The sequence below is a fragment of the Paraclostridium sp. AKS73 genome, assembly GCF_025671395.1.
In the GTDB taxonomy this organism is placed as follows: Bacteria; Bacillota; Clostridia; order Peptostreptococcales; family Peptostreptococcaceae; genus Paraclostridium; species Paraclostridium benzoelyticum.
Genome location: NZ_JAIXHU010000054.1, coordinates 1 through 16058, shown reverse-complemented (window position 1 = coordinate 16058; position 16058 = coordinate 1). Strand labels below are relative to the sequence as shown.

At 28.4% G+C, this 16058-nt stretch carries 22 protein-coding genes and 1 pseudogene; 17 read left to right on the top strand and 6 right to left on the bottom strand.

All coding sequences use genetic code 11. The features are described 5' to 3' along the window. Window positions 1–172: 172 nt before the first annotated feature. From LEQ07_RS23265 to LEQ07_RS18405, 15 genes and pseudogenes are all read left to right on the top strand, one after another. The gene (locus LEQ07_RS23265) at window positions 173–391 is read left to right on the top strand and encodes a hypothetical protein (protein ID WP_332843344.1); all 219 of its coding nucleotides are present in this window, start codon (window positions 173–175) and stop codon (window positions 389–391) included. Then, window positions 358–1572 carry a pyruvate carboxylase subunit B gene (locus tag LEQ07_RS18470; RefSeq protein WP_332843343.1) on the top strand — a complete coding sequence of 405 codons (1215 nt, stop codon included), beginning with the start codon at window positions 358–360 and terminating at the stop codon, window positions 1570–1572. The genes LEQ07_RS23265 and LEQ07_RS18470 overlap by 34 nt, the downstream gene beginning before the upstream one ends. Window positions 1573–1589: 17 nt before the next feature. Then, window positions 1590–1886, top strand: coding sequence for an OadG family protein (locus LEQ07_RS18465; RefSeq protein ID WP_046823618.1), 297 nt, complete (start codon window positions 1590–1592; stop codon window positions 1884–1886). Between the two features lie 37 nt (window positions 1887–1923). Beyond that, window positions 1924–2280 (top strand): DUF2118 domain-containing protein, encoded by a 357-nt coding sequence (locus tag LEQ07_RS18460; protein WP_046823619.1) that lies wholly within the window; start codon window positions 1924–1926, stop codon window positions 2278–2280. A gap of 35 nt (window positions 2281–2315) precedes the next feature. Next, window positions 2316–3440 carry a sodium ion-translocating decarboxylase subunit beta gene (locus tag LEQ07_RS18455; RefSeq protein WP_046823642.1) on the top strand — a complete coding sequence of 375 codons (1125 nt, stop codon included), beginning with the start codon at window positions 2316–2318 and terminating at the stop codon, window positions 3438–3440. A 178-nt stretch (window positions 3441–3618) separates the two neighbouring features. After that, window positions 3619–4161 carry a biotin transporter BioY gene (locus LEQ07_RS18450; RefSeq protein WP_046823620.1) on the top strand — a complete coding sequence of 181 codons (543 nt, stop codon included), beginning with the start codon at window positions 3619–3621 and terminating at the stop codon, window positions 4159–4161. Beyond that, entirely contained in the window at window positions 4155–4574 is a 420-nt protein-coding gene (locus LEQ07_RS18445) for a DUF1284 domain-containing protein (protein WP_150887160.1), read from the top strand. The genes LEQ07_RS18450 and LEQ07_RS18445 overlap by 7 nt, the downstream gene beginning before the upstream one ends. Then, window positions 4564–4749 (top strand): hypothetical protein, encoded by a 186-nt coding sequence (locus LEQ07_RS18440; protein ID WP_263331776.1) that lies wholly within the window; start codon window positions 4564–4566, stop codon window positions 4747–4749. Before LEQ07_RS18445 ends, LEQ07_RS18440 begins: the two co-directional genes overlap by 11 nt. Window positions 4750–4973: 224 nt before the next feature. After that, complete coding sequence (locus LEQ07_RS18435; RefSeq protein WP_046823623.1) at window positions 4974–5645, top strand: response regulator transcription factor; 672 nt, start codon at window positions 4974–4976, stop codon at window positions 5643–5645. Continuing rightward, window positions 5635–6348, top strand: a complete 714-nt coding sequence (locus LEQ07_RS18430) for a histidine kinase dimerization/phospho-acceptor domain-containing protein (protein ID WP_263331775.1) — start codon at window positions 5635–5637, stop codon at window positions 6346–6348. Before LEQ07_RS18435 ends, LEQ07_RS18430 begins: the two co-directional genes overlap by 11 nt. Beyond that, window positions 6342–6866 (top strand): sensor histidine kinase, encoded by a 525-nt coding sequence (locus LEQ07_RS18425; protein WP_263331774.1) that lies wholly within the window; start codon window positions 6342–6344, stop codon window positions 6864–6866. Before LEQ07_RS18430 ends, LEQ07_RS18425 begins: the two co-directional genes overlap by 7 nt. 167 nt (window positions 6867–7033) lie before the next feature. Beyond that, complete coding sequence (trxA, locus tag LEQ07_RS18420; RefSeq protein WP_021433534.1) at window positions 7034–7348, top strand: thioredoxin; 315 nt, start codon at window positions 7034–7036, stop codon at window positions 7346–7348. Window positions 7349–7447: 99 nt separating this feature from the next. Continuing rightward, a pseudogene (locus tag LEQ07_RS18415) lies at window positions 7448–8316 on the top strand (NAD(P)/FAD-dependent oxidoreductase). A gap of 179 nt (window positions 8317–8495) precedes the next feature. Beyond that, window positions 8496–9182 (top strand): DegV family protein, encoded by a 687-nt coding sequence (locus LEQ07_RS18410; RefSeq protein WP_263331773.1) that lies wholly within the window; start codon window positions 8496–8498, stop codon window positions 9180–9182. After that, window positions 9182–9340, top strand: a complete 159-nt coding sequence (locus LEQ07_RS18405) for a DegV family protein (protein WP_263331772.1) — start codon at window positions 9182–9184, stop codon at window positions 9338–9340. Before LEQ07_RS18410 ends, LEQ07_RS18405 begins: the two co-directional genes overlap by 1 nt. A gap of 47 nt (window positions 9341–9387) precedes the next feature. Here LEQ07_RS18405 and LEQ07_RS22205 read toward each other — a convergent pair whose 3' ends face one another. The 3 genes from LEQ07_RS22205 to LEQ07_RS18395 all read right to left on the bottom strand — a co-directional run bounded on the left by LEQ07_RS22205 (window position 9388) and on the right by LEQ07_RS18395 (window position 11767). Further along, window positions 9388–10569, bottom strand: coding sequence for a nucleoside recognition domain-containing protein (locus tag LEQ07_RS22205; protein ID WP_332843340.1), 1182 nt, complete (start codon window positions 10567–10569; stop codon window positions 9388–9390). Between the two features lie 29 nt (window positions 10570–10598). Beyond that, window positions 10599–11432 (bottom strand): FeoB small GTPase domain-containing protein, encoded by an 834-nt coding sequence (locus LEQ07_RS22200; RefSeq protein WP_332843345.1) that lies wholly within the window; start codon window positions 11430–11432, stop codon window positions 10599–10601. 107 nt (window positions 11433–11539) lie between these two features. Then, complete coding sequence (locus LEQ07_RS18395) at window positions 11540–11767, bottom strand: FeoA family protein (RefSeq protein WP_046823628.1); 228 nt, start codon at window positions 11765–11767, stop codon at window positions 11540–11542. A 163-nt stretch (window positions 11768–11930) separates the two neighbouring features. On the opposite strand from LEQ07_RS18395, the gene LEQ07_RS18390 reads away from it, so the two are divergent. Beyond that, window positions 11931–12368 carry a metal-dependent transcriptional regulator gene (locus LEQ07_RS18390; RefSeq protein ID WP_263331771.1) on the top strand — a complete coding sequence of 146 codons (438 nt, stop codon included), beginning with the start codon at window positions 11931–11933 and terminating at the stop codon, window positions 12366–12368. A gap of 265 nt (window positions 12369–12633) precedes the next feature. On the opposite strand, the gene LEQ07_RS18385 is transcribed toward LEQ07_RS18390, so the two are convergent. The 3 genes from LEQ07_RS18385 to LEQ07_RS18375 all read right to left on the bottom strand — a co-directional run bounded on the left by LEQ07_RS18385 (window position 12634) and on the right by LEQ07_RS18375 (window position 14828). Beyond that, window positions 12634–13632: a DegV family protein gene (locus tag LEQ07_RS18385; RefSeq protein WP_332843339.1), complete on the bottom strand. Its 999-nt coding sequence runs from the start codon at window positions 13630–13632 to the stop codon at window positions 12634–12636. Window positions 13633–13752: 120 nt separating this feature from the next. Next, a complete protein-coding gene (locus LEQ07_RS18380) occupies window positions 13753–14124 on the bottom strand; it encodes a Fur family transcriptional regulator (RefSeq protein ID WP_046823631.1) in 372 nt (123 codons plus the stop codon). Window positions 14125–14282: 158 nt separating this feature from the next. Continuing rightward, window positions 14283–14828, bottom strand: coding sequence for an NADH peroxidase (locus LEQ07_RS18375; RefSeq protein ID WP_046823632.1), 546 nt, complete (start codon window positions 14826–14828; stop codon window positions 14283–14285). 209 nt (window positions 14829–15037) lie between these two features. Between LEQ07_RS18375 and LEQ07_RS18370 the strand changes: the two genes are divergently transcribed. Then, complete coding sequence (locus LEQ07_RS18370; protein WP_332843338.1) at window positions 15038–16021, top strand: ribonuclease J; 984 nt, start codon at window positions 15038–15040, stop codon at window positions 16019–16021. Window positions 16022–16058: the final 37 nt, after the last annotated feature.

Genomic DNA, 16058 nt, shown 5'->3' with positions numbered 1-16058 from the left:
ATTCAAATAAGAAAAAAGCTTAATAAAACGATTAATTATTGAAAAAGCACACTAAAAAACAATGAAAAATGTTAAAAAGGCTTTAGAAATTAAAACGAAACAATATATAATGTAATTGAGGTAAAATTTTAAATTGGGTATATATTTATAAAATTAGGAGTGTGAGGATATAGTGAATCAGTTAAAAATAACTGAAACAGCATTAAGGGATGGCCATCAGTCTTTAATTGCTACAAGGTTAACCACAGAAGAAATACTACCTATATTAGAAACTATGGACAAGGTAGGATATCACTCTATGGAAGTTTGGGGTGGAGCGACGTTTGATGCATGCATACGTTTTCTAAACGAAGACCCATGGGAAAGATTAAGGAAAATAAGAAAAAAGTAAAAAACACTAAACTACAAATGCTTTTAAGAGGACAAAATCTTCTTGGATATAGAAACTATGCAGATGACCTAGTTGATAAATTTATTAAACTTTCACTGGAAAACGGTATTGATATAATAAGAGTATTTGATGCGTTAAATGATGTTAGAAATATCGAAGCATCTGTGAAAGCTATCAAAAAATATGGAGGGCATTGTCAGTGTGCAATTTCCTACACTACAAGTGATGTTCATACAACAGAGTATTACTTAGGTGTTTTAAAGGACATGGAATCTATGGGGGCAGATTCTATATGTATAAAAGATATGGCTGGAGTTTTAACTCCTTATAACGCTTATGAGCTAGTTAAAAAGATGAAATCCATAAGTAACCTGCCAATAGAATTACATACGCATTGTACTAGTGGGATAGCGGATATGATATATATGAAAGCTGTTGAGGCTGGAGTAGATATAATAGATACCGCAATATCTCCATTTTCTGGAGGAACATCTCAACCTCCAACAGAATCCTTAGCTGTAACATTTAGTGAAATGGAAAGAAATCCAGGGTTAAATATGGAAGCACTACTAGAAGTTGCAGAATACTTTAAACCTATAAGAGATAAATATATGGAACAAGGTACTTTAAATCCAAAAGTGTTATTAACAGAGCCTCAAACTTTAAATTATAAGGTTCCAGGCGGAATGCTTTCTAATTTACTTTCTCAGTTAAAGCAACAAAATGCAACTGAAAAATACGAAGATGTATTAAAAGAAGTTCCAAGAGTTAGAGCAGACCTTGGATACCCTCCATTAGTTACACCTATGAGTCAAATGGTAGGAACTCAAGCTTTATTCAATGTATTAACTGGAGAGAGATATAAACTAGTTCCAAAAGAAATAAAAGATTATATAAAAGGACAATATGGAAAAGCTCCAGCACCTATAGATAAAGATATTAAGAAAAAAATAATAGGTGAAGAAGAAGTTATAACTATAAGACCGGCAGATCTTTTAGAACCAGAATTTGAAAAGATAAAGTCTGAAGCTGGAAAATTAGCTAAGTGTGATGAAGATGTATTAACATATGCACTATTCCCACAAGTAGCACCGAACTTCTTAGAAAATAAATACAATCCAAAAAAAGAAGAAGAGTTAAGTGAAGAAAATAAAATTCACTATATAACAGTAACTATGTAGAAAATGGGTGATAATTAATGTTTGGTAATGAAATAAGTATAATGGAAGCTATCAATATAACTATATCTAGTATGACTATAGTATTTTTAACTTTAATATTGATATCTCTTGTATTGTCTTCGTTTAAATATATATTTAAAGCAAAACCACAAGTAAAAACAGTTATAAAAAAAGAAGTAGAAACAGAGCAAATAGCTTTTGACGAAGATGATGAAGAAGATAGAGTAGTAGTTGCACTTGCAGCATCTATAATGGCAGGTGAAGGAAAAATAAATCCTAATCTTCATGTAAAGAGAATAACAAGAATAAAATAATCGCTATAATAATGAAATTTTTAAGGGAGAGATAAAAATGAGCGCTAAAACATATCACATAACATTAAATGGAAAAGTTTACGAAGTTGAAATTGAAGAAGTGAAAAAAGGAGAAAAACCACAGCCTATAATTCAAGAGAAGGCACCAAAACCTCAGAAGGAAGTTCAAGTTGCAGGTTCAGGAGAAGCTATAGATGCTCCAATGCCAGGGACTATAGTAAATATAATGGTTAGTAATGGAGACAAAGTAAAGAAAGGCCAAGTTATAGCTATACTTGAAGCTATGAAAATGGAAAATGAAATAGTAGCTCCAATAGATGGAACAGTTGTTTCTATTGATGTTGAAAAAGGCCAAAATGTAAATCTTGGGGATAGCTTAGTACAAATAGGATAATCGTATAGAAAATAGGGGGCGTTACTGTGTTAGAAATGTTACAGACTTTCTTTGCAAACACTGGATTTGCAATAGTAGATTATAGACAAATAATAATGATTTTAATAGCATGTGTATTTTTATACTTAGCTATAGCAAAGGGGTATGAACCATATCTTTTAATACCTATATCGATAGGTATGCTTCTTGCTAATATGCCAGGAGTTGACTTAATGAAAGCAGCTACCGATTCGGAAAATGGAGGACTTTTATATTACTTATATCAAGGAACAAAATTAGGAATTTATCCACCTCTAATATTTTTATGCATAGGTGCAAGTACAGATTTTGGTCCAATAATTGCAAACCCTAAAACACTTTTACTAGGAGCAGCAGCTCAATTTGGTGTATTCTTTGCATTTATGGGAGCTATATTATTAGGATTTACAGGTCCTGAATCGGCATCTATAGGTATAATTGGTGGAGCGGATGGGCCAACAGCGATATATTTAACAGGAAAATTAGCACCACATCTATTAGGAACTATAGCTCTTGCAGCATATTCTTATATGGCACTAGTTCCAGTTATACAACCTCCAATAATAAAAGCTCTGACTACTAAAGAAGAACGTATGGTAAAAATGGAACAATTAAGAGCTGTTTCAAAAACAGAGAAAATAGTATTTCCAATAGTTATAATGATATTAGTTATAGGGTTATTGCCAACAGCGGCACCTCTTATAGGTATGCTAATGTTTGGAAACTTAATAAAGGAAAGTGGAGTAGTTCCAAAGTTAGTTGAAACTGCAACAGGACCTATGTTATACATAATAACTATAATTCTAGGATTAACTGTTGGAGCTACAGCAAATGCAGAGACATTTTTAACTTCACAAACGTTAGGAATAACAGCTATGGGACTTGTAGCATTTTCAGTAGGAACAGCAGCAGGAGTTTTATTCGGTAAAATAATGCACAAATTAAGTGGTGGTAAGGTTAATCCAATGATAGGAGCAGCAGGAGTTTCAGCAGTTCCTATGGCAGCAAGAGTTGTTCAAAAGGTTGGACAAAAAGAAAACCCTTCAAACTTCTTACTTATGCATGCAATGGGACCTAATGTTGCAGGTGTTATAGGATCAGCTGTAGCAGCAGGAGTTTTATTACAACTATTTGTTAAATAATAAAAATAAAAGCTATTTTGATATAAGGTATGAGTTCGAGACTTAGAGTTCCTTATATTGAAATAGCTTTTGTTTTTAGTTAACTTCTAAAAATAAATAGTTGACAAAAACCTTTTAAGCTATGTACAATAAAAATGTAAACTATTTATTTTATAGGGTTAACTAATAAGGAGGATATATGAAACTAAACACTAAAGAATTAATAATTTGTGCCATGTTTGCAAGTATAACAGCTATTTTAGCCCAAATTGCAATACCACTTCCATTTTCAACAGTTCCACTTACTATGCAAGTATTTGCAGTAACAATAAGTGGGGTAATACTTGGTTCTAAAAAAGGGTTTGTGACTCAGGTCATATATATATTATTGGGAGCTATAGGAGTGCCTGTGTTTGCTCAAATGAGTGGAGGCGCTGGTATATTATTTGGATATACAGGTGGATTTATAATGGCTTTTCCATTAATGGCATTATTAATAGGATATATAAGTGATAAATATGATGCTATATTACCTATAATGATAGCTATGATTATAGCTCTTGCGATAAATTACACTATAGGAACATTATGGTATTCATTTATAGCTGGAGTTGGATTTATGGAAGGATTTATGGTGTGTGTAGTGCCGTTCATATTAGTAGATTTAATTAAAGTAGCACTAGCTACTACTATTGGAATAAACGTAAAAAAAAGAATTAAAAGAGAGGTATTTTCATGTTAGAAATTAGACCTCACCATCTGCTTTGTATGAGAGCTTTTATAGGAAGAGGTTATAGTAAAGACTTCACTGATAATATGACTGATATTATTTTAAGTTTAAATAAATCTAAAAATCAAGATATAAAAATTACAACTAACTTGGATAGTATCTGTTATAAATGTCCTAATAATATAGATTATAAATTTTGTACTACAGATAAAGAAGTAATTGAAATGGATAAAAAAATAATGGATTATTTCAATATAAAAGAAGGTATATATAAATATGAAAAAATTGAAAATTTGATATATAATAATATAAGTGAAGAGATAATCGAAGAAGTTTGTAAAAACTGTAGTTGGTATAAAAAGACAAACTGCAAAGAACTTATACTATTAAAATCAAAAGGAGAACTTTTAGTAAATGGCAAGTAGTGCATTTAATACAAATGAAATAATAACTATTGTTATGGCGATGATTGAAGATATAAAAAATGAATCAATTTATGGTGTAGAAAGTGATGAATTAAATATACCTAGTGATATAAGTGAAAAAATAGATAATCTAGATGATATAGAATGTGAAAAATTTTTTTTGCTTACTATATGAAATATCCAATAAAGTATATAATTTAAAAAATGGAGAGCTTCATGAATTAAATATTATTCATAAGGAAATTATTGAATTCTCAAGTGTTTATCTTAAAGAATATATGATTTAAGTTAAAGGTGTTATCTAAAGTATTTTAGATAACACTTTTTCTATATTTAAACATATAGAAAAATTTACTCTTTATAATAAAATATACATATAAATATTATGGAGGAAAAATTATGAAAATCCTTGTGGTAGAAGATAATTTAAGTTTATTAAAAAGTATTAAAAAGGAATTAGAAAATCATTTTCAAGTTGAGTGTACAGGTAATGGTGAAGATGCATATTTTCTTATAAAGCAAAATATTTATGATCTTGTAGTATTAGATTTGATGCTTCCCGGCATGGATGGAATTCAAATATTAGATAAAATACGAAAAGAAAATGAAGACGTATTAGTGTTAATTTTAACGGCAAAAGAAAGCTTAGATGATAAAGTTAAAGCATTTATGTTGGGAGCTAATGATTATTTGACTAAACCATTTTACATGGAAGAATTAGTAGCTAGAATATATGCAATGTTAAGGACTAAAGGCAAAATTGACAATAAAAACACTTTAGAGTTTAAAGGATTGAAGCTTGATTTAAATAAAAAAATATTAACTATAGATGATAATGAGATAGATATTCCAAATAAGCAATTCAACTTATTAGAATATTTACTTTTGAATAAAGGGACTATATTATTAAAAGAGCAAATTTTTGATAGAATTTGGGGTATGGAAAGTGACTCAACTATAGATATAGTTGAAGTATATATAAGCAATCTTAGAAAAAAGCTAAGTAAATATGGATATCACAAATACATAATCACAAAACGAAGAGTGGGGTATATGTTTGATGATAAATAATGATATTTTATATAGCACTAGAAAGAATCTTATAAAAATAAATATAGCTGTTGTTGGTAGCTTTTTAATAATATTTTCACTTTGTATATATAGTTATTTTAAGGTTCAAACATATAATAATGTAGATACACACTTAAAAGAAGAATTGGAATATATAGCAATGCAACTAGATGTAAACAATTTATATTATACTCCAAAACTGTTAGATCCTAAAAATATGGTATATATATACAAAGATAGCAAGGTGAAATTCTTTACTCCGAATGGTTATTTTAAAGATTCTACACCATATAATAATAGTAATGGCTTAGGGTTTAACACTTATAAGTATAACTCATATACATTTAGAGAACTTAAATTCAATGTAAATGGATATACAATTCAAATTATAAGAAATATAGATTCTGAAATGGGACTTTTAAATAAATTATTAGTTGTGTTTTTTATAGGAACAGTTTTAGCTATAGTAACAACTTATTTTATAGCTTTATACTTAACTAAAAAAGCACTTATTCCAATTGAAAAAACATGGAGTAATCAAGTGAAATTCATACAAGATGCATCTCATGAACTGAGAACTCCTATAACTATAATTTCATCCAAACTAGAAAGTTTATTAAAAAATCCTGGAAATTCTATAAGTAATGAAATTGAAACTATCGCAGATGCTATGAAAGAAAATAGAAGGTTGAAAAAATGGTAAATGATTTATTAGATTTAACAAAAGAAGAAAGTATAACAAAGTTAAATATAGAAAAATTTGATGTATATGAACTAATAAAAAATATTAGTAATGATTATATGGAAATTTCAGATATACATGGAAAGAAATTTAGTTATAGCTTTAATGGGAATAACCCTTTTGTAGTAAGTGATAAATGCAAGTTAAGACAGTTGTTAATAATTTTTATAGATAATGCATTTAAATATACAAATGAAGGTGATAATATAGATATAAGTGTAAATAATAAAGAAAGTAACTGTACTATATCTATAAAAGATAGTGGAATAGGAATTGATGAAAAAGACATAAGTTTAGTTTTTGATAGATTTTTTAGAAGTAATGCTGTGAGAGAAAGTGGAATTGATGGATCGGGAATAGGTCTTAGTATTGCAAGTATGATTGTAAAGAGTTTAAAAGGAAATATTAAAGTCTATTCTAAATTAAATGAGGGGACAGAATTTAATATAACTATACCTAAAAAGCTAAAAAATAATTGATTTAGAAAACATTGTATGGGTATAATTAGAATATCTTAATAAGAGTAATTAATTTACAGAAATGTGATAAAGTTACAGAATAAAAGTTCTTTATAAAATATAATATAATAAAGAATAAAACAGTAGAAATTAAAATAAATATATAAATATATTAGGAGGAAAATATTATGGCTAAAATAATAAATACAGGGAATTTTAGAGGAGCAGTAGAAGATAATCAAGGTGTTGTAGTTGTAGACTTTTTTGCAACATGGTGTGGACCTTGTAAAATGTTAGCTCCAGTATTTGAAAGTGTTTCAGAAGAATTAAATAATGCTAAGTTTGTAAAGGTTGATATAGATGAAAGCTTAGAGTTAGCTCAAAAATTTGGAATATCAACAGTTCCAACTATGATGATATTTAAAGATGGTAAAGTAGTTGATAAACTAGTTGGGTTTATGCCAAAAGAAAGTTTAAAAGCTAAAGTAGAAGCTCATTTATAAAATTTATTGAATGATTAGACTTATTAGGGTGCTAAGTTATATTAGCACCCTAAATTACATATATTTAATGGGTAAACAATTTGAAAGAAGGTGGATTTCATGAGATATGATATAGCTATAATAGGAAGTGGTCCAGCAGGAATATCTGCAGCGATAAATGGAACGATAAGAAATAAAAAAGTAATTTTATTTGGAATGATGATTTAAGTGCTAAATTAGTTAAAGCTCCATCAATAGATAATTACTTAGGATTTTATGATATAAGTGGAAATGATTTAAAGGATAAATTTAAACAACACTTAGAAGATATGAATATTGAAATTACTAAGTTAAAAATAAATAATGTATATGCTATGGGAGAGTACTTTACATTAATGGCTGGAGATGAAATGGTTGAAGCTAGTACTGTTATAATAGCTACAGGTGTTGAGTATGGAAAGCCTATAAAAGGTGAAGAAGAATTTTTAGGAAAAGGTGTAGGATATTGCGCAACTTGTGATGCACCATTATATAGAGATAAAAATGTTGCAGTAATAGGTTATAATCATGAGGCTGAAGAAGATGCAAACTTCTTGAGTGAAATTGCGGCTAAAACATATTTTATACCTATGCATAAAAATGAACTTAATTTAAATGAAGATATAGATGTTATAAAAGATTTTCCGCTTGAGATACAAGGTGATAATTTAGTTAATAAATTGAAGCTTAGAAATCAAGAATTAGATGTTGATGGTGTATTTGTTATGAAAGATAGTGCTTCTCCAAAGGCTTTAGTACCAGGAATAGAAACTGAAGGAGTACATATAAAAGTTAATATAAATATGGAAACTAATATACCAGGATGCTATGCTTGTGGGGATTGTGCAGGTAAGCCATATCAATATTTAAAATCAGCAGGGCAAGGGCAAATAGCTGCACTTAACGCAGTTAGCTATTTAGATAAAAAGAAGAGAGAAAGCCTAAAATAAAAATATAAAAAACCTCCTTTTGGTTAAAAGGAGTTTTTATTTAGAAAAATATTATAGTAGAAATAAAAAAATATATATGCTATTATAATTAATACCAGGTGATAATACTTTATAATTATATTAAAGCATAATATAAGAAAGTATTATATTTGTAAAGTTATAGTTTTGGAGGAATTTAAATGAGTAATATAAAATTGGTATGTGACAGTTTGTCGGATATACCTAAAGAATTGATAAATAAATATGATATACATGTAGTTCCATTAACTATTATATTTGATAATAAAGAGTATATTGATGGAGTTGATTTAAGCAAAGAAGAGTTTTATAAGATGTTAAGAAATAGTGGAAATATGCCTAAAACATCTCAATGTACATATATACAATTTTTAGATACTTTTAAAAAATATATAAGTGAAGGTAAAGAGATACTTTATATAGGAGGTTCATCAGCTGCATCAGGAACATTACAAAGCGCAACTATGGCAAAAAATGATTTAGATGGAGAGGTATATATATTTGATACAAAAAATTTATCTATAGGTAGTTCTTGCTTTGTTTTATCAGCAGCAGAAATGATTGAAAATGGAGAATCTGTATCTAATATAATTAATCATCTAGAAGAAGTTAAGAAAAGTATAAAAATATTTTTTACTGTAGATACATTAGATTATTTACAAAAGGGTGGAAGGCTGTCTTTAGCAAAGGCAACTATAGGAAATATGTTAAATATAAAGCCGATCCTTTCTGTAGAAGAAGGTATTGTAAAGCCTGTAGGGCAAGTAAGAGGAAAAAAGCAAGTTTTAAATAAAATAATAAATACAATAAAAGAAAATATAGGAAATGATTTAAGCAAAAAAGAGTAATGCTTACTTATGGAGATAATGAACTTGAGATTATTTCATTTAAAGAAAAAATAGAAGAAGAATTCGATGTAAGTAATATAATAGTTGAAAATGTTAGTTCAAGTATATGCTCACATACAGGACCTGGCATAATAGGTATAGTTTGTGCTGATATATAAAAAGGCTGTTTCAAATTAATTTGAAACAGTCTTTTTAATAAATTAAATTAAGCTAAGCCAAATAAATTAAATATACAAGTTGTTGAAAAACATACTATAAACGCAACTAGAGTAGGCATTAAAAATCCAACTGCAGTCCATTTAAGACTTTGTGTTTCCTTTTTTATTGTCCATAGTGTTGTTGCACAAGGCCAATGTAAAAGGCTAAATAACATTGTATTTATGGCAGTTAAATAAGTCCAGCCATTATCTTTCAAAACCTCTCCAAGTGCATTTAAACTATCAAATTCAATCATGGAACCTGTTGATAAATAAGACATTAATAGTATTGGTATTACAATCTCGTTTGCTGGAAATCCTAAAATGAATGCAAGTAATATAAACCCATCAAGTCCAATGAAGCTTGCGATTGGATCTAAAAAGCTTGCTACGTGTGATAATACACTCATATCACCTATATAAATATTTGCAAATACCCATGTAATAAGACCTGCAGGTATTGCAACTACTACCGCTCTACCTAATACGAAAATAGTTCTATCTATTATAGATGTATATATAACTCTACCTATTTTAGGTGTTCTGTAAGGTGGAAGTTCTAATGTAAAAGTTGAAGGAACCCCTTTTAATAGTGTTTTAGATAAAATATAAGAAACTAATAAAGTAATTACAATTCCAAATATTATACAAAGTGCTATACAAAGAGCAACAATAGTGCTACTTACAAAAGAGTTTTTGATAAAATATGTGAAAAAAATTGTAGCTATAGCTATTAATGTAGGGAAACGTCCATTACAAGGGACAAAATTATTTGTAAGTATAGCAATTAATCTTTCTCTAGGAGAATCTATAATTCTACACCCTATAACACCAGCTGCATTACATCCAAAGCCCATACACATAGTTAAACATTGTTTACCATGGCAGCAAGCTTTTTTAAACATATGATCTAGATTGAAGGCCACTCTAGGCAAATAACCAAAATCTTCAAGTAGAGTGAATAGTGGAAAAAATATTGCCATAGGAGGAAGCATAACGGAAATAACCCATGCAAGAGTTCTGTACATTCCAAAACTAATCATTTCATTTAACCACAAAGGACACTGAATAGATGATAAAATACTATACAAAATAGGTTCAAGTTTGAATAATAAATTAGATAGAAGATTTGATGGAACATTGGCACCTTCAATAGTAATCCAAAGAATTACACAAAGCATTAAAAGCATTAGAGGTAATCCAAATATTTTAGAGGTAATTATTTTATCAATTTTTCATCTCTATGGAATTTACTTTTATTTTTTATGATAACACTTTTATCATAAAGATTTTTTGCATATCCATACATAGTCATACTCATAGAGTCTCTAATTGAAGTTTTATTAATATCATCTGGTAATTTTGATTTAATTTTATCGATCTCAGTTTTATAGTCTCCACTTATATAATTATTCATAGAGTCATATATACTGATATCTCCATCAATTAATCTAAGCCCTAGCCACCTAGATTTTATATAAGGTATACTTGAGGATAAATCACTTTCTATAATTTTCAATAGATTTTCTATATTTTCATCATATTTTATTATTTTATTATTATAGTGATAAGAGTTGGTTACGACAGAGTCTAAAGTTTTGAGTAAATTATCCATACCTTCGCCGCTTCTAGCTGATGTTAAAACAACAGGAATTCCAAGTTGACTTTCTATAATTTCTTTATTTATAAAAATACCTTTTTTTCTTGCTTCGTCAACTAGGTTTATACAAAGTATAACATTATCGGTAAGTTCCATTATTTGAAAGGCTAAATTTAAATTACGTTCTAATGAAGTGGCATCAGCCACAACTATAACTGCATCTGGATTTCCAAAGCAAGCGAAATCACGGGCTACTATTTCTTCTTGGGATGCTGCAAATAATGAATAAGTACCTGGTAAATCAATCAAAGCAAAATCTTTTGAATTATACTTAAAATCACCTCTAGCTGTACATACTGTTTTTCCCGGCCAATTTCCAGTATGTTGCTTAAGTCCAGTTAAATAATTAAAAACAGTGCTTTTTCCGGTATTAGGATTTCCAGCAAGAGCTATTATATATTGATTATCTTTTTGTCTATGTTAAACATATCTTTTAATGATTTTATCTTAGTTGAATTATAAGTTAACCCCATAATTTTCTCCCCCCTTAAATTTAAGGTTTATATATATGAAACTAAAATTTTTTGACCTTCTTCTTTTCTAAGTGCAATCATAGCACCTCGTATATTATATACAGTTAAATTATCTTTAGGACCACGTCTAACGACATCTATTAAAGCACCATTAGTTAAACCAAGCGCTAACATTCGCTCTCTTAGGTAACCTTCTGATAAAAGTCCTTCTACCTTAACGGTGCTATAAATATCTACATCAGTAAGCTTTACCATAAAAATACCTCCATTTTAATAAAGTAAGAAAAGATTTTAGCTTAAGCTAAATTTCTTACAATAAATATTATGAAAAATTTTATGATGATGTTACATTAATTTAGAATATATTACATGAAAATCTAATATAGTAGATATGAGATTGGATTTAGGAGGAGAAAGTTTGAGGGATCTTAATCAGTTTTATACATTTAAAGAATATATGAAAGATAATAGTCTAAGTCCTAATGAAGAAGACTATATTGAAATGATTTATAGATTACAAAGTGAAAATGAAAGTGTAAAAATAAAAGACTTATCAAAAGCTTTAAATATAAAACCATCATCTGTAAGTAATATGGTAAGAAAATTACAGCAAAAAAAATTATTAACACATGAACTTTATGGATCAATAAATTTAAGCGATTTAGGTGCAGATATGGGAAAAAAATTTTTAGAAAGACATAATACTATATACGAATTTTTAAAATTAATCGGATTAGATGAATACTTGCATGAAGAAACGGAAAAAATAGAACATACGATAAGTCTAGAAACTTTAGTAAGAATAAACAATTTGATTAATTTTTTGAAGAAAATGAAGGAATATTGGAAAGATTAAAAATATATCAAAATTTGTAAGACATATTACATATATGATTTTTAAATTATTAAATAGAAAAACATTACAATAATGTAACTGTGAAAATCTTAGTTAATGATATAACATATATAAGGTAAATAATAATTATATGTATAAAAATTCAAATGAATAATATGTAGTTTTAATTTAGCAAAAATAATTAATTCAAAAAACATATCAAAATCATATAGATTTCACATTGAAAAACTACAATTAGAGTTAAGAAGGAAGTGATAGGATATGACTATAGTTTTAATAACTTCAGTTTTATTAGTATTAATGTACGGATTATATGTTGCTGCATATATATCTGAAAACTTAGTTGATGACAATATATAAATAAAGATAATATATAAAAAGCCTTAGAAATTTTCCTAAGGCTTTTATTTTTTAGTCTATGTTTGTGTAAAAAGCTATACCAATACTTCCAGGGCCAACATGAAGACCGATCACAGGTCCGATAGACTGGATTTTGACAGTAGTATTTAATTTTTTCTAAATAACTAGCAAGTTGAATACCTTCATCTTCGCAATTTATATGATGTACAATTACATCTCCAAGACCTTTTTTATCAATTTCTTCAAAAAATGTAGAGACTAGTTTATCTATAGCTTTTTTTCTAGTCCTTACTTTTGTAAAAACAGAAGTTGTACCATCTGTAACTGTTAAAATAGGTTTTATTTGCAATATAGATCCTAAAAGCGCTGAGGCACTTCCTATTCTGCCTCCTTTTTTCAAATAATCTAGAGTATCAGGGGAGAATAAAAATTTACTATTAGATAAAACTTTATTTGTTCGATCTATAACTTCATCCATAGATTTACCATCAATGGCCAAACGTGCAGCTTCAATAACTGCAAATCCCATTTGCATACAGTTTGTTTTTGAATCTATTATATTAATATCTGCATTAGGATAATCTTCTAAAATCATATTTTTTATTAAGTTAGCGCTAGAATAGGTCCCACTCATATTAGAAGATAGAAAAATTCCTAAAATAGAGTCACCATTTTCTACTATATTTTTAAAGCTATTTAGCATTTCATCTGGAACTGGTTGAGATGATTTAGGTATCTCAGATAAAGCATCCATTTTAGTATAGAAAGTTTTATTATCTAAGTCCAATTCACGGAAACTTTCATTATCCATAAAAACATTAAGAGAGACTACTTGTATATCAAATTTTTCTATGTATTCGGCAGGTATGTAAGATGTACTATCTGTAATTATTTTAATACCCATAAAAACCTCCTTCTATATATGTGAATATATTTATAAAAACTACGACAATTCATTATATAATAAAATGATTGGATTGTAAAATATAATAAGGCACTATACAGTGCCTCTTATTATATGACCTTATTTACAATTTTTACAAATCCCATGAAGTATAACAGTACAAGATGTAATTTCTATATTGAGTTCGTTAGAAATAGCTGAAGGAATATTCTTTAATATATCTGAATGAATGTCTTGTATGTTTCCACAAACGTCGCAAATCATATGGTTATGCTCTATTACATTAGCATCAAATCTATCAGGAAGACCAGGCATACTAACTTTTTGAATATAGCCGTGACTTACAAGTTGAGATAAGTTTCTATAAACAGTACCTAAACTTAAGTTTGGATTATCCTTCTTTAGATAATCATATATAAAATCTGCAGTAGGATGAACAGTGTTGTCCTTAACGGCGTTTAGTATAAGTTCTCTTTGTTTTGAAAATTTCAAAATACCACCTGCTTATCATTGTTTTTATCATAAATATACCCTAAAAGTTAATTTATAATCAAATTATATTATAAACTAAAATTAAAAATAATAAAATAGAGTAGCCTAATAATTAAGCTACTCTAGGATTATGTGAATTGAGAAATGGCAATAAAATATTATTTAGTAAAATGTCTTTCTAGTAGGCCTAAGAATGCTTTACCATGTCTAGCTTCATCTTTACACATTTCATGAACTGTATCATGTATAGCATCAAGTCCTAATTCTTTAGCTCTTTTAGCTATTTTTAATTTTCCTTCAGTTGCACCGTATTCAGCTTCCACTCTAGCTTTTAAGTTAGCTTGAGTATCAGCAACAACAACTTCTCCTAATAATTCAGCAAATTTAGCTGCATGCTCAGCTTCTTCAAATGCTATTCTTTTATAAGCTTCAGCTACCTCTGGGAAACCTTCTCTATCAGCTTGACGGCTCATAGCTAAATACATACCAACTTCTGTACATTCTCCAACGAAGTTAGCTCTTAAACCTTCAACTATTTCAGCATCTATACCTTTAGCAACACCTATTCTATGCTCGTCAGCCCAAACCATTTCTCCTGACATTTCATTAAATTTATCAGCTCCAACTTTACAAACTGGACAGATTTCTGGAGCAGTTTCTCCCTCATGTATATATCCACACACTGTACAAACAAATTTTTTCATTATATATTCCTCCTTAAAATTAAAAGTAGTAATCATTACTATTATTAACTACAAATTAATAATACAATAAAGTTATAACTCTGTCAACAGTTTTAAATTAAATAAATTATAAATACTATCACAATATTTATAAAAGAAGAGACTAATAGATGTGAAAAATATACATAATAAGTAGAAAGGGAATAAAAAAATTAGAGAGGTGTTATTAAATGGAGAGTTCAATAAAATCAAATATAGATAAATTAAAAGTTATTCCATTAGGTGGGCTTGGAGAAATAGGAAAAAATATAACGGTGATAGAGTATAAAGATGAAATAATTATTATAGATGGAGGATTATCATTTCCAGATGAAGATATGTATGGTGTAGATCTATTAATTCCAGATATATCTTATTTAATAGAAAATAAAGATAAGGTTAAAGGAATGTTTGTTACCCATGGGCATGAAGATCATATTGGGGCTATTCCATACATATTAAAGCAAATAAATATGCCTGTATACGGAACTAAGTTAACTATAGGTCTAATTGAAAATAAGTTAAGAGAGCATAATATATTAGATATATGCACTTTAAATTCAGTAGAAGATAAACAGCTAATTCAGTTAGAATATTTTAAAATTGAATTTATAAGTGTAACTCATAGTATTGCAGATGCATGTGCTATTTGCATACATTCACCAATAGGAGTTATACTTCATACTGGAGACTTTAAAGTTGATTATACTCCTATAGATGGTAGAAGAATGGATTTAGAGAGTATATCTAAAATAGGTAAGAAAGGCGTGTTACTGTTATTAGCTGATAGTACAAATGTAGAAAGGAAAGGACATTCGTTATCTGAAAAAACTATAGGAGAAACATTAGACAGAATCTTTAATGGTAAAAAAGGTAGGATAATAGTTGCAACATTTGCATCTAATATACATAGAATGCAACAAATTGTTAATGCATCTGTAGCTAATAATAGAAGAGTTGTATTTAGCGGGCGCAGTATGGAAAATGTATCAGCTGTGGCTATAGAGCTTGGATATTTAAATATCCCTGATGGCTATAAAATAAGTATTGATGAAATGGAAAACTATAATAATGATGAAATAACTATAATAACTACAGGCAGCCAGGGAGAAGCTATGGCAGGACTTGCTAGAATAGCTTTTGATACACATAAAAAAATAAATAAAAATAAATGACTTATTATAATTATTACAGCCTCACCTACTACCAGAA